Here is a 20,531-nt window from a genome sequence, read left to right as displayed (position 1 = left end):
GGCCCATTACCGCGCGCCGGCGCGCTGGATCAGCGGTTCCAGCGATGCCCAGGTGTGGGTGCCGATGTTGGTGCCGTTGATGAAGAACGTCGGCGTGCCGGTGACGTTCAGTTCTTCGGACTGGGTGTCCGAATTGTTGGCGATCTGGGTCGCCGTGTCGGTCTTGGCGAGGCAAGTCTTCGCCTGGTCCTGCGAGATGCCGCGCTGGGCGAAGAATTCGTAGAGGCCGGTCGCGTTGGCAATGCCGTCGAAACGGGCGGCGCCGGTCGCCTGGCTGGCGGCCAGGATCTGGGCCTGATTGGCCTGCGCGCGCTGGATGATCGCGGGCAAGTTCGCCCACCCCTGTTCGGCCAGCGCATGGAACGCCTCGGGCCCGGCGCAGCGCGCGAGGACGGCGAACGTCAGGTCGATCGGATCGTGGATCTGGTTGCGCAGTTCGTAACTGACCTTGCCGGTGTCGATGTACTTCGTGCGCAGCGGCTCTGCGGCGGCGGCAGCGAAGTCTGCACAGTGGCCGCAGGTGTGGCTGGCGTACTCGACGATCTTGATCGGTGCGTTCGGGTTGCCTTCGACGACGCCGCCTTCGGGCGTGAACGAGGCGACTTCCGACCACTGCTGCCCGGCCGGGGCGGCGACCGCGGAGACCGGTGCGGCTTCCGCGATCTCGCCTTCGCCGCTGGTGCCGGCGGCATCCTTGGAATCGCACCCGGCGAGGGCGAGCGCGGCGATCAGCGCGACGGAAGCGGTACGAAACATTGGCGTCCTTTCGAATGACGGTCGAGGCTAGCCCCTGCGGGGCGGGCGGTGAAGCGTAATGCGCCGCTTTCCACAGCTATGGGCGAGTATGCAAGGGCGCGTGTCAGAGCCGCGCGTCGAGCTGCGGCTGGAGGATCGACCACGCATGTGTGCCGGACAGCATCGTGCCGTCGATCGCGAAGCTGGGGGTGCCGGCGACTTTCCACTTCTTGTCGTCGGCGACCGACTGGTCGGCCAGGCGCTTGGCCATCGCCTCGTCATTGAGGCATTTGTCGAGCGCGATCCGATCGTACCCGCGCGGAGCCATGATGTCGTAGAGCTTCAGGTCGCTCGCGATGGCGCGGCGGCGGGCGGGGCCGGGGCCGTTGTACCAGCGCGACTGCTGGGCCGACGTCGCCTTCTCCGCCACCGGCAGCCACTTCGGCTGGGCAAGCATCAGCGCGGCGTGGTTGCGCGGAAACTTCGCCGCCGGGCCGCAGTTCGCCAGCATCGCGACGGTGAGGTCGACCGGATCGCGCACGACATGGCGCACGTCGAGCTGGACCTTGCCGGTGGCCACATAGACGTCGAGCGCGGAGGTCGCCTGTTTCGCAAAATCGCCGCAGTGCTTGCAGGTGTAGCTAACGAACTCGGTCAGCTTGATCTTCGCTGCGGGGTTGCCGATCGCGTGGCCGCCACCCTTGGTATCGACGACGGTCAGCCAGTTCGTGGCAGCCGGCGCGGCAACGGCGGCAAGGGCCGCGGTCGCGGCCAGTGCGATGGTCGGGAATTTCACGTCGAACCCTCCTTGTGCCCCAGCGCCCGCGCCAGGGATTCAAGCACCGTGCGCAGTTCCGGATCGCCGATGTCGCGCAAGCTTTCGCCCAGCTCGATCGGCACCGGTTTCAGGGACGGCGGTGCAGCGGCGCGCGCGGTGGCAGGCGGCGGCTTAACCGCGCCTTGCCGCAGCTTGACCCGCGCGACTGCCTTGTAGCCGAAGAAGCGGTTCACCCGCTCCATGATCTCGGGGATGACGTGCTGGATCAGCGGCGCATGGGCGGGCAGCACGACGAGCTGCAGGATGCCGTCGGCCTTTTCCCCGGGGGGAAAGCGGATTGCCTCGGGCGTGCAGACTTTCGCGTGATGTTCGCCCACGATTTCCGGCCAGCGGGTGACGACGCTCGACTGCACGAAGCCGTAGCGGCGGAACGCGGTGCGGCCGACCTGCGGCGTCAGCTCGGCGATCGATTTCGCAGGCCCGCCGCGCGGCCGCTCGTATGCTTTCGCCTTGAGCTTCGTGGTGGGCTTCGGGGTGCGTTCCATCCTGCCCGCGCCCATGCCATAGGCGAACCGTGAGCGCCAGCGACCTGACTGTGAGCGAGACGCTGCTGGCGTGGTACGATCGCCATGCGCGCAGCCTCCCCTGGCGCAGCCCGCCCGGCGAGCCGCCACCAGAACCATACCGTGTGTGGCTGAGCGAAGTCATGCTCCAGCAGACGACCACCGCCGCGGTCGCGCCGTATTACGCGAAGTTCCTGGCCCTCTGGCCCACGGTCCAGGCGCTGGCCGGGGCGGAGGAGCCCGACGTCATGGCGGCATGGGCGGGGCTGGGATACTACTCGCGCGCCCGCAACCTCCACGCCGCGGCGAAGGCGGTCACGGCGGCGGGCGGCTTTCCCGATACCGAAACGGGCCTGCGCACTCTGCCGGGGGTGGGGGCCTATATCGCCGCCGCGGTCGCCGCCATCGCGTTCGGCCGGCGAGCCGTGGTCGTCGACGCCAATGTGGAGCGGGTGGTGACCCGGCTGTTCGCGATCGAAACGCCGCTGCCGCAGGCGCGCAGGGCGATCCGCGAACGCACCGACAGCATCACCCCCGATACCCGCGCGGGCGATTTCGCGCAGGCGATGATGGACCTTGGCGCGACCGTGTGCACGCCGCGCGATCCGCGTTGCCTGCTGTGCCCGCTGGCCGGAGGGTGCGAAGGGCGCGCCACTGGCTATCCCGCCCGCTTCCCGGTCAAGCCGGCGAAAAAGGCGAAGCCGCAACGCAAGGGCACCGCACTGTGGATCGAACGCGGCGGGGCGGTGTGGCTGGTCCGCCGGCCCGGAACGGGAATGCTGGGCGGGATGCGCGCGCTCCCGGACGATGGCTGGTCGGCGCGAGGCGACGGCACGGGCGCGCCGGCCGGCGATTGGCGCGATGCGGGCACGGTCCGCCACGGCTTCACCCACTTCGACCTCGAACTGGCCGTCCTGGTCTCCCCGAGCGAAGAACCGGCGGGGGAGGGCCAGTGGTGGCCCGTCGACCGGCTGGAGGACGCCGGTCTGCCGACCCTGTTCGCGAAGGCCGCGGCCCGCGCGAGGGCCGGGCGGGACTAGATGATCCCGCCGCCGAGCGACAGGCGGATCACCGCGATCAGGAAGACCACGATCGACAGGTTGCGGCCCGAATTGCTGCGCGACAGCGCGCCGAGCACGATGCCCACGACCGCAAGCGGCAGGGCGAACCAGTTGCCCCAGCCCAGAAGCGGGATCTGCGAGGGGATGACGATGACCAGCGCGATGAGGCCGGTGATGATCGAAAGCACGTTGAGCATGCGTGTTATGTGGGCAACACGCCGCCGCTTGGCAAGAGGCCCGGGTGCATTCGGACGACCACATACGAAAGGGCCGCGGCGCTGCGATTGAAGCGTCGCGGCCCTCCCCGGGGGCGAGTGAACGTGAGGACCTCCCCCGGGTTACCCGATCAGAAGGCGAAGCCCGCGCCGGCAGCGACGCCGCCCTTTCCGTTGGTGTCGATCGTGCCGCTGGCCTTCACCACAACCCGGTCGCCCGCGGTGGTCGAGAAACCGAAGCCGAAGGCGGTCTCGCCGCGGTAGTGGCCGACCGCACCGCCGATCATCGATTCGCCGACCGTCATCGTCTGCGGAATGGCGGTCATCGCCATCGCCGCCGCGGTGCCGGAGAACGCATCCTGCCGCAGCTCCTTCAGGTCGAACCCGATCTCGGCGATCCGCAGGTCGGTGTAGGCATTGGCGCTGTTCAGGCCCTGCACGACCTGCTGCTGCACCTGCGTCATCGCCGTCTGGAGCTGCCCCAGGTTCACCGCATCGGTCCCCGCAACGCCGTTGGCGACGTTGTGCAGCCGCACCGGCTGGCCGGCGTTCGCGCCCACCAGCGTCACATCCTGCGTGGGCGTGCCGCCGTTGGCGACGGTCGGCGTGCCTGCGTTGGAGTACTGCAGCGGAGCGGCCGAGCCGGCCCCGATCGTCGCCGAAATGGTGACGATGTCGGCCCGGTTTTGCGCGACCTGCGCGTTGGTGGCGGCCAGCTGGCTGCCGTTCACGGCGTCGGTCGATCCGGCGGCCAGCGTACCGTCTGCAACGTTGGTGACGCGCACCGTTCCGCCCGAAGCACCGGCGAACGCCGCGGTATCGGTCGGTGTCGCACTTGGCGTGATGCCGTCGGCGTTGCTGACGTAGCCCACCGGGATGTTGTCGACCTGCGCCTGCACCGCCGCCAGCTGGGTGGTGTTGGCGGTCACCCGGCCGTCGATGTTGGTGATCGCGGAGGTGTTGTTCGCGACCCGGCCGTCGATCGACGTCACCGACGCGTCGAGATTGTCGAGCCGTGTGTACGCGGCCGAGATGTTGGTGGTGTTCGCGCCGACCTGTCCTTGGAGGGTGGCAATGTCGGTCGTGTTCGTTCCGACCTGCCCCTGCAGGGCGCCGATGTTGCCGGTGTTCGCGGCGACCTGCTGGTTCGTCGCGAAGAGCTGGCTGCCGTTGACCGCCTGCATCGAACCGGCGGCCAGGTTACCCGCCGCCACGTTATCGACCGTGGTGCCCGCCGCCCCGCCGAGCGTCGCCGTCGCCAGCGTGGCATCGTCGTAGGTGAGCGCCAGTCCAGGCGATCCGGTCGCCGCGGCGATCGCCTGGTTGGTGGCGAACAGCTGCGCGCCGGTGACCGCATCGGCCGAGGTTGCCGTCACTGCCCCTTGCGCCAGGTTCGTGAGCCGCGTGCCGCCCGGACCGTCGAAGGTGACCGTGCCGTGCGTCGCATCGTCGTACTTCACCGCCGCATCGTCGAGCGCCGCGAGGTTGGTGGTGTTCGCCGTGACGCCGGCCTGCAGGTTCGCGATATTGGTCGTGTTCGTGCCGACTTGGCCCTGCACGTTCGCGATGGCGGTCGTGTTGCCGGCGATGTTCGCGGTGTTGGCGGCGATATTGGTGGTGTTGGTGCCTACCTGTCCTTGCAGATTGGCGATGTCGGTCGTGTTCGTGCCGACCTGGCCCTGCAGGTTGGTGATCGCCGTCGTGTTGCCCGCGACGTTGGTCGTGTTGGTGCCCACCTGTCCCTGCAGATTGGCGATATCGGTGGTGTTCGTCCCGACCTGCCCCTGCAGGGTGGTGATGTTACCGGTGTTCGCTGCGACCTGCTGGTTCGTCGCGAACAACTGGCTGCCGTTCACCGCGTCGGTCGATCCGGCGGACAGGGCGCCCGCTGCGACCCCGGTCACGCGCGTGCCACCCGGGCCGTCGAGCGCGACGGTGGTGTGCGTTGCATCGGTGTAGCGCACGGCGTCGGCGTTGTTCGCCGCGATCGCGCCTTGGACCTGGCCGACGGTCGCCGCATCGGTCGCGGCCGTCCCCGGCGCGACGTTGGTCAGCTGCCGCTCGGCACCCGCAGCGCCGATCGACACGCTGCCGACCGAATTGACCGGACCCGTGATGCCGTACGCGGTGTAGCCGGTCAGCGCCCCGCGATCGGCGATCGATCCGGCGCCCAGCGCGACCGAGTTTGCCACGTCCACCCGCGCGTTCGTACCCAGGGCCACCGCGCCTGTCGCGCCGACTGCGGTGATCGCACCGTTACCGAAGGCGATGGCGTCGAGCTCGCCGGCAGTCGCCGGTGTACCCGCGCCCAGGCCGGTGATCTGGTTGCCGCCGATGGCGATGCCGCCCGGCGTGTTGAGGGCGTAGCCGTCGGCCGTCAGGTTGCAGTTGCCCGGCGCGACGACATTGCCGTTCGTGTCGAGAACCGCCAGCGATACGGGATCGCCGCTCGCGAGTGCGGCGGTGGTATCTGCGATGCCGAGCCGCAGCGGGCTCAGCGACAGCAGCGGCGGCGCCACGATGGCGACCGTCAGCAGCGAATTGTAGATGCTTTCGACAGCGCTTGCCGTGGGAACGACCGTTCCGTTGATCACCTGTTGAAGAACCGAATCGTTCAGTTCTAGCCCGGTACACACGTCCACCACCGGCTGCAGTGCCTGCGCCTGAGCGACGGTGGGGACGGAGACGGCTGTCATGCCGGTCAGGGCGACCGAGGCCATCATCGCGTGGCGGATACTGGAATACTTGATAGTCATGGTCCTCATCTTCCTCTTCGGATGTCCCGTCCTGAAGGTTTGCGATGAAGACGATGATGAACGGTGGGGCTTTTGGTTAGCCTAAGATTGTGGCGGTTCGAAATTACACAAAATCTGCAGACTATTCGCGCGTTCCATAACCGTTCGCGGTGCTACGTACACTTACCTGGTGAATGCCGCTTTCTCGGAGAAAGATGCAATACGTCATCAACAACGGTCCGAACATGATAGTCGCGTTAGACCCCACTCAAGATTGAGGCAGCGCGCGTCCCGGTTACGCAAAATTCGAAAAGCTGTCGGAGTTCCGGTGTCGCGCATTAAATCCGCTTTCCGTAGGGGTCTGGATGAGAGTCAGACTCTGCTTGCAGTCGTGGTCGCAAACACCACATCGCGGTCGGCCGCGCGCAATCGGTGCAAGGCTACTTCCCCAGCCTTGACCGGCGCGAACGTTTGCGGAACACGCCAGCCCATGTCCCTTACCCAGATTTCCGTCCGCGGCGCCCGCGAGCACAACCTCAAGGGCATCGATATCGACCTGCCGCGCGATGCGCTGATCGTGATCACCGGCCTGTCCGGCTCGGGCAAGTCGAGTCTCGCCTTCGACACGATCTATGCCGAGGGGCAGCGGCGCTATGTCGAGAGCCTGAGCGCCTATGCGCGCCAGTTCCTCGAAATGATGCAGAAGCCCGACGTCGAACACATCGACGGCCTCAGCCCCGCGATCTCGATCGAGCAGAAGACCACCAGCCGCAACCCGCGCTCGACCGTGGCGACGGTCACCGAGATCTACGACTACATGCGCCTGCTGTGGGCGCGGGTGGGGGTGCCCTACAGCCCCACGACCGGGCTGCCGATCGAGGCGCAGACGGTCAGCAACATGGTCGACCGGGTGATGACCCTGCCCGAGGGGACGCGGGCCTACCTGCTCGCCCCCGTCGTGCGCGGGCGCAAGGGCGAATACCGCAAGGAACTCGCCGAATGGCAGAAGGCGGGCTTCACCCGCGTGCGCATCGACGGCGAGATGTATCCGATCGAGGAAGCCCCCGCGCTCGACAAGAAGTTCAAGCACGACATCGAGGTGGTGGTCGACCGCATCGCGGTGAAGGATGGGATCGAGACGCGGCTGGCCGACAGCTTCGAACAGGCGCTGAAGCTCGCCGAGGGGCTGGTCTATCTCGATCTCGCCGACGGCGTCGTGCCGGGCCGCGAGGGCGAGGATGCGGCCGGCGGCGCCATGAAGGGTGCAGGGCTCCCCGCCAACCGCATCGTGTTCTCCGAGAAGTTCGCCTGCCCCGTCAGCGGCTTCACCATCGAGGAGGTCGAGCCCCGCCTGTTCAGCTTCAACGCCCCGCAGGGCGCCTGCCCGGCGTGCGACGGCCTCGGCGAAAAGCTGCTGTTCGACCCGCAGCTGGTCGTTCCGAACGAGCACCTGACGTTGAAGCAGGGCGCGGTGGTGCCGTGGGCGAAGTCCAACCCGCCGTCCCCCTACTACATGCAGGTGCTCTCCAGCCTCGCTAAGGAGTACAAGTTCGACCTCACCACCCCGTGGGAGGATCTGGGCGAGGCGAACCAGCAGGTCATCCTGTTCGGCACGAAGGGCAAGGCCGTGCCGCTCACCTTCAAGGACGGGCGCAAGGAATACACCGTGCGCAAGGCGTTCGAGGGCGTGATCGGCAACCTCAATCGCCGCATGCTGCAGACCGAAAGCGCGTGGATGCGCGAGGAGCTGGGCAAGTACCAGACCGCGCAGGCCTGCGAGACGTGCCACGGCAAGCGCCTCAACGAGAAGGCGCTATCGGTGAAGGTCGGCCAGGGCGCGGCCGCCACCGACATCGCCACCCCGGTGCAGATGAGCGTGACGGCCGCGAAGGACTGGTTCCTCGCGCTGCCCGACCAGCTCACCGAAACGCAGAACCAGATCGCCAGGGCCATCCTGAAGGAGATCAACGAGCGGCTGGGCTTCCTCGACAACGTCGGGCTCGACTACCTCAACCTCGACCGCACCAGCGGCACCCTGTCGGGCGGGGAGAGCCAGCGCATCCGCCTCGCCAGCCAGATCGGCAGCGGGCTGTCGGGCGTGCTCTACGTGCTCGACGAGCCGAGCATCGGCCTGCACCAGCGCGACAACGACCGGCTGCTGGAAACGCTCAAGCGCCTGCGCGACCTCGGCAACACGGTGATCGTCGTCGAGCATGACGAGGACGCGATCCGCACCGCCGACCACGTGGTCGATCTCGGCCCCGGCGCGGGCGTGCACGGGGGCGAGATCGTGGCGCAGGGCACGCTGAAGCAGGTGCTCAAGAGCAAGAAGTCGCTCACCGCCGACTACCTCACCGGCCGCCGCAAGATCGAGATTCCGGAGAGGCGCCGCAAGGGCAACGGCAAGAAGATCACCGTCCACGGCGCGCGCGCGAACAACCTGCAGAACGTCACCGCCTCCATTCCCTTGGGCACGTTCTGCTGCATCACCGGCGTATCGGGCAGCGGCAAGTCGAGCTTCACCATCGACACGCTCTACGCCGCCGCCGCGCGCACGCTCAACGGCGCGCGGGTGATCGCCGGCGCGCACGACAAGGTCACCGGCCTCGAGAACTGCGACAAGGTGATCGAGATCGACCAGTCGCCGATCGGCCGCACCCCGCGCTCCAACCCGGCGACCTACACCGGCGCCTTCACCCAGATCCGCGACTGGTTCGCCGGCCTCCCCGAAAGCCAGGCGCGCGGGTACAAGGCGGGGCGCTTCAGCTTCAACGTCAAGGGCGGCCGGTGCGAGGCGTGCCAGGGCGACGGGCTGATCAAGATCGAGATGCACTTCCTGCCCGACGTCTACGTCACGTGTGAGGAATGCCACGGCAAGCGCTACAACCGTGAAACGCTGGAGGTGAAGTTCAAGGGCCTCAGCATCGCCGACGTGCTCGACATGACGATCGAGGATGCGGAGGAATTCTTCAAGGCCGTCCCCCCGATCCGCGACAAGATGCACATGCTGAACGAGGTCGGCCTCGGCTACGTCAAGGTCGGCCAGCAGGCGACGACGCTCTCGGGCGGCGAGGCGCAGCGGGTGAAACTCGCCAAGGAACTCAGCCGCCGCAGCACCGGGCAGACGCTCTACATCCTCGACGAACCGACCACCGGCCTCCACTTCGAGGACGTGCGCAAGCTGCTCGAAGTGCTCCAGCGGTTGGTGGACCAGGGCAACTCGGTGGTGGTGATCGAACACAACCTCGACGTGATCAAGACGGCGGACTGGATCGTGGACCTCGGGCCTGAGGGCGGGGTGCGCGGCGGGGAGATCGTGGCGGAGGGCGTTCCCGAAGAGGTGGCCAGCAATCCACGGAGCTTCACCGGCCAGTATCTCAAGCCGATGCTGAATGCGTGACCCGGGAACGAGCCTGCCCCGGACTTGATCCGGGGCCGGAGGACGTGGCCGCAAATGCACGGAGCTTCACGGGGCGGTATCTAGCGCCGATGCTGGAGAAGGCTGCGCCACTTTAACTCAGCGAGACTCAATACCCGCAGCATAACCGAATCCGATCGGCGCTATTTAGCGACCCCAGCGACTGCGTCGTCTAAGCCGGTGATGAACTGCTGGAAGTTTGCGTAGGCAGTCGCCGAGTGTTGGGTGGCCACCATCTTAGCAAGGAAAATCTTTCCAAAATTCTTGGATGACTCAAACTTCTTTGTGTCCGGCTCGAAGGTTTTACCGCCAACCACCATTCCCGTTATCGCGCTCGGCAGCAGATCTTCAATCGCCGTTTCAGCTTTTCCCGCGAGCTGGGGCGTTTTGCAAATGTAAAAAAAGGGCTGAAGCTTTTTGACTACGAGGCCATCGCCGGTGGAGAGTTTCATCTTGTGGATATTGCTAAGTCGTTTCAAAATTCCGTGCGAACCTTTGTCGTTATCCACAACAATGACAGACGGTTGAGTTCTGATTTTGTAATTTATTCTCTTGAATCTGGAGTAATAAAGATCGAGAAATCTTCCGATGTTGCCAGTGCCTCCCGACATGCCAAGTACAGTGGCAAATAATCCGTCGTGTCTAGCAAACTTCACAAGAAAGCGGTTTTCCTTTGAATCGAATATGTGAGGCGCCCACGCAGGGTTCGCTCTGATCGCGGCCTTCAAGTGGATGATGTCACTCGGACCCTCAGTCACTACTGTTGGAATACTATTAAAGACGAAGTCCTTGGCAAACGCGTAAGTCTGCACCATGCCGTAAAATTGAGGATTTTGAGGGTGAACGATTCCGGGGTATCCGATCAACGATGTACGGCTTTTGATGTGGTGTATGAAGGCGAGCCTGCCTCCTAAACGTAGAATAGGATTTTTGTTTTTCGTTTCTGTGTTATCACAGTTATTTCCAAAGTTCCCCGTAAATTCTATGTATTTGCAAGAAGAGGTTTGCGCATAACGATCCAATAGTAGTCGCGTATCTCGGTAGAACTTCCTATCTATATTTGGGAAGCGATTTACAGTGAGGCCCGTTACGACCTTTTTGGAACAGTCAAATGACATTCTCAGCTTATTGTAATTGATCGGAAAATCTGCCCGTACAAAAATGTCCTCCAAAGGGGCGGCCAGAGCCCAGCCACTAGGCCAGCTGTCATCCTGAACGGCGACATCCCGTGGGAATACCCTCATATCTGTTGATATAGTGATATCGTCACAATAACGGGTATATGTGCAGCGACGCGGATGAAGAAATCTCGTAAGCCTGACGTCGAGAATTTGCCCCAATAGATTTGCGATAATGGGGGAACTCGGACTCCCTTGAGGAAGACCTTCGTCCACACAAGCAATCTGAGCGATCACAGTGGCTACTGCTGGATCAAGCTTCCATTCTTTGGAATGGATAAAATATCCTCTAACTCTTCCGAAGTTGCATTGGTGAAAGAAGTCTCGGATGTCTAGGTTCAGAATAAAACGCTTACCGACGTGTGGTCGCGCGTTTTCAAAGATATTGCGGTCCTTTTGAAACGCAAATGATAACTTGCCTTTGTAGATTCCTAAATCGGCAATGTCATCACAGCATGCCATTGAAATCTGCTGCAATCTGGATTGTATAAAACGCAGTTTAGGGATGGGAGCCTGAATTTGGCGGGTACCACCATTTTTCTTACTAATACAAAATGATGTATATTTGGAGCCCTGATCAATCTTATATAAAACGTATGCCAGCTCCTTGGCTTCTACACCCAGAATTGAAGCTAATGCAGCTCTCGTTGTACAATCTTTCAGATCGGTTAGCATTGTGACCGTGGGCACTCCTACGCGGTAACGTCGCGTTACATTGTAAAAGAAATATTTCAAGTAGTCCCATCAGAGAAGCTAGCGTTGCTTGCTTACTACTCAGCTATCGAGATTCTCAATAGTACGTTCTGCCCACGGTCGCCGACATGCTAGACGGGAGAGGGCTCGTGATCAACAGGGAAGAAGTCATAGCGATTTGTAGTGGGCCGATCGTGGCTCTATGGGCGTATCGTGGAGCATCGTTGAGCGATCGATAGGTGAGCGGCGGTGGTGGCAAGTGTTTAGCTGTTGCGGTTTCTTTCAAACCCGCGCATCCCCGCAAACGTCGGTAGCCAGTCCTCCCGCCGCACGGTCCAGCTTTCGTAGGTCGGGGTGAAGCGGCTCGGCTCGTCGAGGGTGCCGAGGTGGACTTCGATCTCGTCCTCCCAGCGGGCTACGACCGATCCGCCGCAGGTGGGGCAGAAGTGGCGGTGGATCCAGTGGCGGGTCTCGCCGGTTACGCGCACCCCATCCGCCGGGAAGATTGCCGCGGCTTAGAACACCGCGCCATGATGTTTGCGGCAGTCCCAGCAGTGACAAAGGCCGAGGTGGCGGGAAAACCATTTTCCTACACCCCTCTCGCGCGCATAGAGAACCCGGTCCTGCTTCGTAGCTCCAAGGACCGCCCCCATGACCGCCATGCCGCCCGACCAGTTCTCGCTGCCGTGCGAGATTGCCGACGACACTTCCCCTCTCCTTCAGGGGAGGGGATCGAGGGGTGGGGGTTGTAATCCGGGCGGTGAGCCTGACACGCCCCACCCCCTGACCCCCTCCCCTGAAGGGGCGGGGGAAAAGCCCGGCACGCCGTCCGAGAGCTGGCAGGCGCGGGGGTTGGCGTCTCCGGCGGGGCGGGGGTGGGAGCCGGTGGTGGCTCCGCAGGCTCGGGACGAGCGGGGGGAGGGGGCTCGCCAGCGGGCGGTGCCCCTTCAGAATCCTGCGGATGGTCCCGCTGTTCCTTCGGAGCGCCTTCGGCTCCCCCGTACCGGGGAGGAAGCGATCGAACCCGCCGCCGACTTCACCCGCGCTCGCCAGGCCGAGTTCCTGCGCCTGCTCGCCGAGTGCGGGGTGGTGCGGGTCGCTTCGGCGCGGGCGGGAATCTCGTACCGGACGGTCTATCGCGAGCGGCGGGCCAGCGCGGCGTTCGCGCGGGCGTGGGATGCGGCGCTGGTCGCGGCGCGGGCGGTGTCGGAGGACGTGCTCGCCTCCCGCGCGCTCGACGGGGTGGAGGAGGCTGTGTGGTTCCGGGGCGAGGAGGTCGGGCGGCGGGTCCGCTACGATGCGCGGCTGCTGCTCGCCCACCTCGCGCGGCTCGACAAACTCACCGAGAACACGCGCGCCGCCGCCTTCGCCGAGGATTTCGAGGGCGCGCTCGAGCGCTGGGAAGCGGGGGCGGACGATCCCGCGCCGGTGTGCGAGGATTGCGGCGCCGCGCTGCCGCTGGTCGACGTCCCGCCCGACGATCCCGCACCGGCCTTGCCGGGGGACCCATGCGCGTCCGGGGAGGGGCACGATGGGGAGAAGGAGGGGGCCGGGGAAGGGGGCCGGACATTCGTCCCTGGACTGTGTGACAGGTGTGACAGCCCTCTGGCCGAGGGGACCGCGACCGAGCCGTCAGGCGGGTGGAACGGCCTTTCCCATACTCCGAACGGCGCGGCGGTCCCGCCGAAGGGCCTGACGTACTTCGACCGGATCAACCTGATGGAAGACGCGCGGCCGGCCGGCACGCCGCCGATCAAGGGCTATCGCGGCTGTCTCCCCTGCGAGGTCGAGGACTGGCAGGTCGCCGCGTTCGAAGCCGGGGTGGATCGCTGGTGGTGCGTCGTCCCCCCGCTCGAGGGGCAGGACCCGGACGAGTGGCACTATGCCGAAGCGCCGGATGCCGCGGCGTGATAGCGTGCGCTCGGTCGCGGGGAGTGGCCCTCGGCTCCGGTCAGCTTTTCGGCGGGGGCACGTCGTCCTCGATGTCGCGGCGCAGCTCAACCGCGCCCCGCTCGGCCTCGTCCACCGTGCGCCGGCTGGCGTTGCGATTGCTCCACCAACCGAAGATGAACGCCGCCAGCAGCAGGATCGGCCCGACGATCACCACCACGCTCCAGATATCTCCACCCATTTCGCATTTCCTTTCGCGTCTGCCGGACCAACGCACGGCAGGCGCAGTCTTTCCGGGGAAAGGCGGAAGTCAGTGCGTGACGGCGCGGGAACCGGGCGGCGCGCTCACGGCTTGAACTGTCCGGACGGGTCAGCAGACAGGAGCGCGCCGGACATGGCCGACAGCGACGAGAAGACCTTCAGCAAGGGCGACAAGGTCAAGTGGAACAGCAGCGGCGGAACCGCGCACGGCAAGGTCGTGAAGAAGCTGACCAGCGAGACCCACATCAAGGATCACAAGGTCGCCGCGTCGGAGGACGATCCGCAGTACCTTGTCGAGACTGAAGACGGCGCGCAGGCCGCGCACAAGCCATCCGCGCTGACGAATGACGACTGAGCGGGCCGGGGTGCTCGCCCGGCTCCGCGATCAGTCGAGGAGGGCGAGCTCCACGCGGCCGCTGCCGCGCTGGACCAGGCCAAGCTCGCTGGCGGCGGCGCGGCTGACGTCCAGAACGCGGTTGCCGTGAAACGGACCGCGATCGTTGACGCGGACCACGACGGACTTGCCGTTCGACGGGTTGGTCACGCGCAGCCGGGTGCCGAAGGGCAGGGTGCGGTGCGCGGCGGTGAGGCCGCTGTTGCTGAACGCCTCCCCGCTGGCGGTGCGGCGGCCGTTGAACTTGTCGGCGTAGAAGCTGGCGACGCCGCCCGCGATGCTGCGGCCCTCGTCTTCGGCCTCGACGGCAGGTTCGATCGCGGCGATGTCGACCGCGCTGGCGACAGCGACGAACGCGGTCGAGGGCGCCGGCACGGCGGAGAAGCTTGTTTCGAAACGTCCGGTACCGCTTTCGGCTAAGGCAGGGGCGCCGGCAGATGCGGGGAGAGCCATCGCAACGGCAAGTGCGAGACCGCGCAGCGCCGTGCGGCGGAAGATGTTCGGGCGTCCGTCCATGGGCGAGGGGTCTACGGAGGATTCGGCCCCAGCGGCACCCCCGGTTCCTCGCCTCGCCCCGGAGTCGCCACAATTCGCCGTGGCCTACCCGAAGTTAACCACGTTTGGCTGGATGAAAGGTTCCCGACCGCTTCGCTGAAGCCTTACGCAGAAGATCGATTCGCTTGGCTCGAGGCCGGAATGCAAATGGGGCCGACCCGAAGGTCGACCCCACTCTCACCGGCGCGTGGCCCCCGAAGGGGACTTGGCGCCCAGTGCCGTTGCCGTCCGACCGAAGTCTTCCGGCGCTGTCACCGGCGCGCGCACCGGCATCCGGTTCCTCCGTGCGATCGGTCCTGACCGAAGTCCTTTCCGTGTGCAGGGCGGTTCCGAGACCGGTCTTCCGCTGCTGGTCCGCTGCCTCGAACGGTTGCGCTGCGATTGGGCCGAAGCCCTCTTGCGTCGCTTCCTCGGCAGTGGACCGGGAAAGTCCGGTCGATGGCTGCGGAGCTTCGCGTTCTTCTTGCGAGGATCGCGTGGACAGCTGCCGCCATCACGGTCGTTTGCGAAATCAGCTGGACTTTCAGAACCCGAAGGTTCGTCCGTCCGGTTGCTTCCGCTCCCTTCCGATGACCTGAATGTGCGGTGCCGCGCCGAGTCTCGCAAGCGGACCGCGTCCGAGTTATCCCCCAGGTGCCGATTACGCTGTGGACGCGAGTGGATAACTCAACATTCTACCGCAAGCGGGCAGGGCGTAACTAAATTTCAGCGATCGCGCTGCGCCAGCAGCCGTAGCCGCAGTGCGTTGAGCTTGATGAAGCCTTGCGCATCCGTCTGGTCGTAAGCTCCGGCGTCGTCCTCGAACGTGACGTGCCGTTCCGAATAGAGCGAATTGGCGGACTTGCGCCCCACCACGCTCGCGTTGCCCTTGTAGAGCTTGAGGCGAACGGTGCCGCCGACCTTCTCCTGGCTGAGATCGATGGCCGCCTGCAGCATCTCGCGTTCCGGGGAGAACCAGAACCCGTTGTAGATGAGCTCCGCGTACTTGGGCATCAGCTCGTCCTTGAGGTGCGCGGCACCGCGGTCGAGGGTGATCTGCTCGATACCCCGGTGCGCACGGGCGTAGATCTCGCCGCCGGGCGTTTCGTACATGCCGCGGCTCTTCATGCCGACGTAGCGGTTCTCGACGAGATCGAGCCGTCCGATGCCATGCCTGCGGCCGAGATCGTTGAGCGCAGCGAGCAGGGTCGCCGGGCTCATCGCCTCGCCGTTCAGCGCCGTGCCGTCACCCCGCTCGAAGTCGAGCGTGATGTACTCGGGCGTATCAGGCGCGTTCTCGGGATCGTCGGTGCGCGAATAGACGTAGTCGGGCGTCTCCTCCCACGGATCCTCGAGCACCTTGCCTTCGGACGAGGTGTGAAGGAGGTTCGCGTCGGTCGAGAACGGGCTCTCGCCGCGCTTGTCCTTCGGCACGGGAATCTGGTGCGCCTCGGCCCAGGCGATCAGCGCGGTGCGGCTGGTGAGATCCCATTCGCGCCACGGGGCGATGACCTTGATGTCGGGATCGAGCGCGTAGGCCGACAGCTCGAAACGCACCTGATCGTTGCCCTTGCCGGTCGCGCCGTGGGCGATCGCGTCGGCGCCGGTTTCCCGGGCGATCTCGATGAGGCGCTTGGAAATGAGCGGACGGGCGATGCTGGTGCCGAGCAGGTAGTCTCCTTCGTATCGGGCGTTGGCGCGCATTATCGGAAACACGAAGTCGCGCACGAATTCCTGACGCAGGTCGTCGATGTAGATGTGCTCGTCGGGCACGCCCATCAGCTTCGCCTTGGCGCGCGCCGGCTCCAGTTCTTCGCCCTGTCCGAGATCGGCGGTGAAGGTGACGACCTCGCAGTTGTAGGTGACCTGCAGCCACTTGAGGATCACGCTGGTGTCGAGCCCGCCGCTGTAGGCGAGGACGACCTTCTTGATGTCGGACATTGGGGCGCAGCTCCGCTGATTGCGGGCGCGCCGGTATCAGCCGTGGGGGCCCGCCGCAACGGCGCTGTCGTCTAGCAGGACGGTTTCCTTCGCCGCGATGTAGTCGCGAGTAATGGGTAGTGCGTGGCGGTCGCGGACGTACTGGATCTGGAAATTGCCCATGCCCCCGCTCTCGAACGAGGCGGTCGCGCCGGCAAGGTAGAAGGTCCACATGCGGTAGAACCGAGGGGAGTAGGTCTTCTCGATGGTTTCCCGGTTGGCGACGATGCGGGCGTACCATTCGCGCAGCGTCCTGGCATAATGCAGGCGCAGGATTTCGATGTCGGTGGCGATCAGGCGGACCTTCTCGCTCGCGGAGAGGGTTTCGCTGAGAGCGGGGATGTAGCCGCCGGGAAAGATGTACTTGCGGGTGAAGGCGTCGGTCTTTCCCGGTTTGCCGAAGCGAGTGATCGAATGGAGCAGCATGACCCCGTCGGGTGCGAGCAGGTTGGCGCAGCTGCGGAAGAACGTTTCGAACTGCGGCACGCCGACGTGTTCGAACATGCCCACCGAGACGATCCGGTCGAACGTGTCGCCGCGCCCGGCAAGGTCGCGGTAGTCTACGAGTTCGATGAAGACCCGGTCCGCCACCCCGGCCGCCGCCACCCGCTGGCGGGCCAGCGCCGCCTGTTCCTCGCTGAGCGTGATGCCGGTCACGGTGACATCGACGTGCCGGGCGAGATAGATCGTCATGCCGCCCCAGCCGCAGCCGATGTCGAGCACGCGCTGGCCCGGCGAGAGGGCGAGCTTGGCCGCGATATGCGCGAGCTTGGCCGTCTGCGCTTCCTCCAGGGTCATGTCAGGGCGCGGCCAGTACGCGCACGAGTACTGGAGGTGGTCGCCATCGAGCATCAGTTCGTACAGGTCGTTGCCGATGTCGTAGTGATGGGCAACGTTGCGCTTAGACGATGACTGCCGGTTGATCGCTTCGAAAGTCGCAGCGAAGCGGTTCGTAAGCCGACGTCGAAGCGTGGGAGGGGACAGCTCCTTGCCGTGGTCCCAGCGGTTGTTCTTTCGCAGCAATCCGACGAGGTCCATCACGTCGCCGCGCTCGATCAGCAGGCGCCCGTCCATGAACGCCTCCGCCGCGCCGAGCCGCGGATCGAGCAGTATGTCGCGCGCGACCTTGTGGTCGGCGAAGCGCACCCGGACCTCGGGAAAGCCGTCCGCCGGCTCGCCCAGTCGCACCACGCGGCCATCGGGGTGGACTACTTCGAGGACGCCGTGCTCGACCATCCTGCCAAGCACGCGGTCGATGATGGCCATATCCGATGTTCCCTGTTCCGCAACGCCGGGCGCGATCGGACAGCGTCATGCGCGCGCCGTCAGTTCGGCGCAAGCGGGCGGCGACAGCTGGGCCCGGTCAGATCCCGGCGTACCATTGGTAGTCGGAGCGATCCTCCCAGTACCCGCCCTTGCCGCCGGCGATGTCGGCGAAACTGGCAACCGCCTCGATCCCGGTCAGGTACTTTGCGTGCTTGTAGCCGAGCTGCCGTTCGACCCGCAGGCGCAGAGGCGCGCCGTTTATGACGGGCAGCGGTTCGCCGTTCAGGCTGTGCGCGATGATCGTCTGCGGGTGGAACGCGTCGTCGAGGTCGATGCTCTCGTAATACCGCGCGCCCGACAGCGTGTCGGCGCAGCGGAACACGATGTAGCGCGCCTCTGGCTTCAGGCCCGCCCCTTTGAGGATGGTGGCGAGCTGCGGGCCGGTCCATTGGCCGATCGCGCTCCACCCCTCCACGCAATCGTGCCGGGTGATTTGGGTGCGCTGCGGCAGCTTGCGGATGTTGTCGAGGCTGAACGACAGCGGCGTATCGACGAGGCCGGTCACCTCCAGCCGCCAGTCGGCAAAGCCGGCCGCCTGATGCGCGGCGTATTCGGGCGTATCGACGCCGGTAGAGCCGTTACCGCGGAAGAATGGGGAGATGTCGGCCTTCGCATATTCGGTCACCAGCGCATCGCCGAAGACGCGCTGTGCGCCGCGATGCCAGCGGCCCGCCGTCTCGAACAGCGAACGGCCCGGACTGCTCTCGGCGACCTTGGAACACCCGGCGGCCAGGAACGCCGCGGCCCCCGCGAGAAGCCCCCTACGCTGCATTTTCGCGCCCTCCCGTGATCATCGCCCGCATCTGCTTGAGCGGGTGCGACAGCAGCACCAGCACGACGTGCAGGACGAAGAAGCCGAACAGCGCCCAGGCGCAGATGAAGTGCAGCGACCGCATCGACTGGCGACCGCCGACCAGTTCGATGAGCGGCGCGAGATAGGGCTCCATCCCCGGGCTGATGCCCATGCCGGTCACGATCATACCAGGCAGGATGACGCCCAGCACGAGGCCGTAGGTGAGCTTCTGCAGGAAATTGAGCTTCGACCCCTCGTGGTGGAAGTCGAGCCGGAGGTGCTTGGCGATGTCGCGGCGGATCGCGCTCCAGCGCCATTCCTCCCTCGTCGTCATCAGGTCGCGCTTGAAATGCCGGTTTGCGAGCATCGCGATCCACATCATCAGCAGGCCTAGCGCAAACGGCCAGACCATCAGCGTGTGCCAGTCGCGCGCTCCGGCCAGGCTGTAGTAGCCGGGAATGGTCGACCATTCGGGAAAGCGCGGTACGATCAGCCATGCGTCGGCAGCGTCGAAGCCCCACTTCCCCCAGTAGAGCCGCGGGTGCGCGTTCGAGATGTTGAGCCCGCTCATGAACAGGATCACCACGCAGACGAGGTTCACCCAGTGCCATAGACGGGTCGACAGGGCGTGTCGTTTCATGCGCCGGTTACGCCTTTCTCGCGCGCCAGGAAAATCACGTCGCGCGGCTGCGCGAGGAGGTGCTGGCCGCTGTCGATATAGAGGGTCTCGCCGCTCGCAAGCCATCCTTCGCTGAGCCACAGGCACGCCTCGACGATCTCGTTCTCGCCCGTGCGGCGGGCGAGGGGATTGAGCCGGTGGCTCACCTCGGCTTCCGCTGCGCTCTGGTCGTGGCTGGGCAGGATGGCCCCGGGCGCGAGCGCGTAGACGCGGTCGTCGGGGTTCGCCTGCGCCATCGCCAGCATCGTCACCGTGCTCGCAAGCGCGTGCTTGCTCATGGTGTAGCTGAAGAAGTCCGGGTTCGGGTTGGCGAGCTTCTGGTCGGTAATGTCGATCACCCGCTTGCCGCCGTTCGATTTCGCCCTGGCGAGGAAGGTCTGCGCCAGCTTGGCGGGGCTGGCGGCGTTCACGCGCAACGCGCGGCGGAACACGTCCATCTCCATCCGCTCGGCGGTGTCGGGCTCGAACACGGCCGCGCAGTTCACCAGCACCCGCCAGTCGGGCAGGCGCTCGGCCAGCATGGCCGCGAATTCGGCCGCCGCGTTTCCGTCGACGAGGTCGCAGTGCACCGCGTTGGCATGGGGTAGTTCGGCGGCCAGCGCCTCGGCCTCGCGCGCGGAATGGCCGTAGTGGATCACGACATGCCAGCCTGCCGCCGCGAACCCGCGAGCAATCGCGGCACCGATGCGCCGGGCGCCGCCGGTCACCAGCACTGCGGGGCGGGGAGGGGAGCCGTCAGCCATCCGCGCCATCAAAGCACATCGGCGCGCCCGTGCAAAAGCGAAAGGCGCGCCGCCCGGTGGACGACGCGCCTTTTCTCGTTGGCCAAAGGAACCGGATATCGGTCAGCGGCACTTCGCCTCTGCGCGGCGCTTCTGGATTTCGCGGCCCAGAAGCGCGCCGGCGGCAGCGCCGAGGATCGTGCCGGTGGCCCGGCTGCCCTGGGTGTCGATCGCGCGACCCACGAGGGCACCGGCGGCACCGCCCACGAGCAGCCCGACCGTACCGTTCGAACGCTTGCAGTAGTAGCGTCCGTCGTCGCCCTGCCAGTAGTTCACGCCGTTTTCGTAATTGTGGCTGTGGCGATAGCCGGTGTTGTGGGCCAGCGCGGGAGCGGCGGGGATCGCGAGGCTCGTGGCGGCGAGAGCAAACATCATCTTCTTCATGGGGTCTTCCTTTCCCTCATTGATCACAGGTTCGGTGTGTCGACGTCCGAAGTGGCTCGCGGGTCCCCAACCTCAGATGAACGCATCGTTGTATCGCCGAATCCGGGACGAACCGAAAATCCGCGGCGACGA

General features: G+C 65.5%; 19 protein-coding genes. 4 read left to right on the top strand and 15 right to left on the bottom strand.

The features are described from left to right. Window positions 1–6 precede the first annotated feature (6 nt). From D4766_RS01510 to D4766_RS01500, 3 genes are all read right to left on the bottom strand, one after another. Window positions 7–756: a thioredoxin domain-containing protein gene (locus tag D4766_RS01510; RefSeq protein ID WP_120715860.1), complete on the bottom strand. Its 750-nt coding sequence runs from the start codon at window positions 754–756 to the stop codon at window positions 7–9. A gap of 103 nt (window positions 757–859) precedes the next feature. Beyond that, window positions 860–1,531, bottom strand: a complete 672-nt coding sequence (locus D4766_RS01505) for a DsbA family protein (RefSeq protein ID WP_162935616.1) — start codon at window positions 1,529–1,531, stop codon at window positions 860–862. Beyond that, entirely contained in the window at window positions 1,528–2,058 is a 531-nt protein-coding gene (locus D4766_RS01500) for a DUF721 domain-containing protein (RefSeq protein WP_234024850.1), read from the bottom strand. Before D4766_RS01500 ends, D4766_RS01505 begins: the two co-directional genes overlap by 4 nt. 29 nt (window positions 2,059–2,087) lie before the next feature. On the opposite strand from D4766_RS01500, the gene D4766_RS01495 reads away from it, so the two are divergent. After that, window positions 2,088–3,116, top strand: a complete 1,029-nt coding sequence (locus tag D4766_RS01495) for an A/G-specific adenine glycosylase (protein ID WP_120715857.1) — start codon at window positions 2,088–2,090, stop codon at window positions 3,114–3,116. Here the strand turns inward: D4766_RS01495 and D4766_RS01490 are convergent. Both D4766_RS01490 and D4766_RS01485 read right to left on the bottom strand, forming a co-directional pair. Then, window positions 3,113–3,334 (bottom strand): hypothetical protein, encoded by a 222-nt coding sequence (locus D4766_RS01490; RefSeq protein ID WP_120715856.1) that lies wholly within the window; start codon window positions 3,332–3,334, stop codon window positions 3,113–3,115. The genes D4766_RS01495 and D4766_RS01490 overlap by 4 nt on opposite strands. 149 nt (window positions 3,335–3,483) lie before the next feature. Next, window positions 3,484–6,117, bottom strand: coding sequence for a YadA family autotransporter adhesin (locus tag D4766_RS01485; RefSeq protein ID WP_120715855.1), 2,634 nt, complete (start codon window positions 6,115–6,117; stop codon window positions 3,484–3,486). A 460-nt stretch (window positions 6,118–6,577) separates the two neighbouring features. Here D4766_RS01485 and uvrA point away from each other — a divergent pair, with 460 nt between their 5' ends. Then, on the top strand, window positions 6,578–9,487 hold the full coding sequence (gene uvrA, locus D4766_RS01480; protein WP_120715854.1) for an excinuclease ABC subunit UvrA: 2,910 nt from the start codon (window positions 6,578–6,580) through the stop codon (window positions 9,485–9,487). 161 nt (window positions 9,488–9,648) lie between these two features. Here uvrA and D4766_RS01475 read toward each other — a convergent pair whose 3' ends face one another. Further along, window positions 9,649–11,358, bottom strand: coding sequence for a retron Ec67 family RNA-directed DNA polymerase/endonuclease (locus D4766_RS01475; protein WP_162935615.1), 1,710 nt, complete (start codon window positions 11,356–11,358; stop codon window positions 9,649–9,651). Between the two features lie 281 nt (window positions 11,359–11,639). After that, entirely contained in the window at window positions 11,640–11,864 is a 225-nt protein-coding gene (locus D4766_RS13920) for a GFA family protein (RefSeq protein ID WP_199798093.1), read from the bottom strand. A gap of 451 nt (window positions 11,865–12,315) precedes the next feature. Between D4766_RS13920 and D4766_RS01460 the strand changes: the two genes are divergently transcribed. Continuing rightward, window positions 12,316–13,287 (top strand): hypothetical protein, encoded by a 972-nt coding sequence (locus tag D4766_RS01460; protein WP_120715852.1) that lies wholly within the window; start codon window positions 12,316–12,318, stop codon window positions 13,285–13,287. A gap of 40 nt (window positions 13,288–13,327) precedes the next feature. Here the strand turns inward: D4766_RS01460 and D4766_RS01455 are convergent, their stop codons facing one another. Then, the gene (locus D4766_RS01455) at window positions 13,328–13,507 is read right to left on the bottom strand and encodes a hypothetical protein (protein WP_120715851.1); all 180 of its coding nucleotides are present in this window, start codon (window positions 13,505–13,507) and stop codon (window positions 13,328–13,330) included. Window positions 13,508–13,660: 153 nt separating this feature from the next. Here D4766_RS01455 and D4766_RS01450 point away from each other — a divergent pair, with 153 nt between their 5' ends. Then, complete coding sequence (locus D4766_RS01450) at window positions 13,661–13,882, top strand: hypervirulence associated TUDOR domain-containing protein (RefSeq protein WP_120715850.1); 222 nt, start codon at window positions 13,661–13,663, stop codon at window positions 13,880–13,882. 30 nt (window positions 13,883–13,912) lie between these two features. Here the strand turns inward: D4766_RS01450 and D4766_RS01445 are convergent, their stop codons facing one another. The 7 genes from D4766_RS01445 to D4766_RS01415 all read right to left on the bottom strand — a co-directional run bounded on the left by D4766_RS01445 (window position 13,913) and on the right by D4766_RS01415 (window position 20,399). After that, window positions 13,913–14,437, bottom strand: coding sequence for a septal ring lytic transglycosylase RlpA family protein (locus tag D4766_RS01445; RefSeq protein WP_120715849.1), 525 nt, complete (start codon window positions 14,435–14,437; stop codon window positions 13,913–13,915). Between the two features lie 744 nt (window positions 14,438–15,181). After that, window positions 15,182–16,396: an argininosuccinate synthase gene (locus D4766_RS01440; RefSeq protein WP_120715848.1), complete on the bottom strand. Its 1,215-nt coding sequence runs from the start codon at window positions 16,394–16,396 to the stop codon at window positions 15,182–15,184. Window positions 16,397–16,432: 36 nt separating this feature from the next. After that, window positions 16,433–17,701 (bottom strand): SAM-dependent methyltransferase, encoded by a 1,269-nt coding sequence (locus D4766_RS01435; protein ID WP_120715847.1) that lies wholly within the window; start codon window positions 17,699–17,701, stop codon window positions 16,433–16,435. Window positions 17,702–17,798: 97 nt separating this feature from the next. Continuing rightward, window positions 17,799–18,533 (bottom strand): molybdopterin-binding protein, encoded by a 735-nt coding sequence (locus D4766_RS01430; RefSeq protein WP_120715846.1) that lies wholly within the window; start codon window positions 18,531–18,533, stop codon window positions 17,799–17,801. Then, window positions 18,523–19,194, bottom strand: coding sequence for a cytochrome b/b6 domain-containing protein (locus D4766_RS01425; protein ID WP_120715845.1), 672 nt, complete (start codon window positions 19,192–19,194; stop codon window positions 18,523–18,525). Before D4766_RS01425 ends, D4766_RS01430 begins: the two co-directional genes overlap by 11 nt. Further along, complete coding sequence (locus D4766_RS01420) at window positions 19,191–19,976, bottom strand: SDR family oxidoreductase (RefSeq protein ID WP_120715844.1); 786 nt, start codon at window positions 19,974–19,976, stop codon at window positions 19,191–19,193. The genes D4766_RS01425 and D4766_RS01420 overlap by 4 nt, the downstream gene beginning before the upstream one ends. Window positions 19,977–20,078: 102 nt before the next feature. Beyond that, on the bottom strand, window positions 20,079–20,399 hold the full coding sequence (locus D4766_RS01415; RefSeq protein WP_120715843.1) for a glycine zipper 2TM domain-containing protein: 321 nt from the start codon (window positions 20,397–20,399) through the stop codon (window positions 20,079–20,081). Window positions 20,400–20,531: the final 132 nt, after the last annotated feature.

The organism is Tsuneonella amylolytica, from assembly GCF_003626915.1.
GTDB lineage: Bacteria > Pseudomonadota > Alphaproteobacteria > Sphingomonadales > Sphingomonadaceae > Tsuneonella > Tsuneonella amylolytica.
The sequence above is the reverse complement of the archived record's forward strand: the minus strand, read 5'-3'. Positions and strand labels throughout refer to the sequence as shown.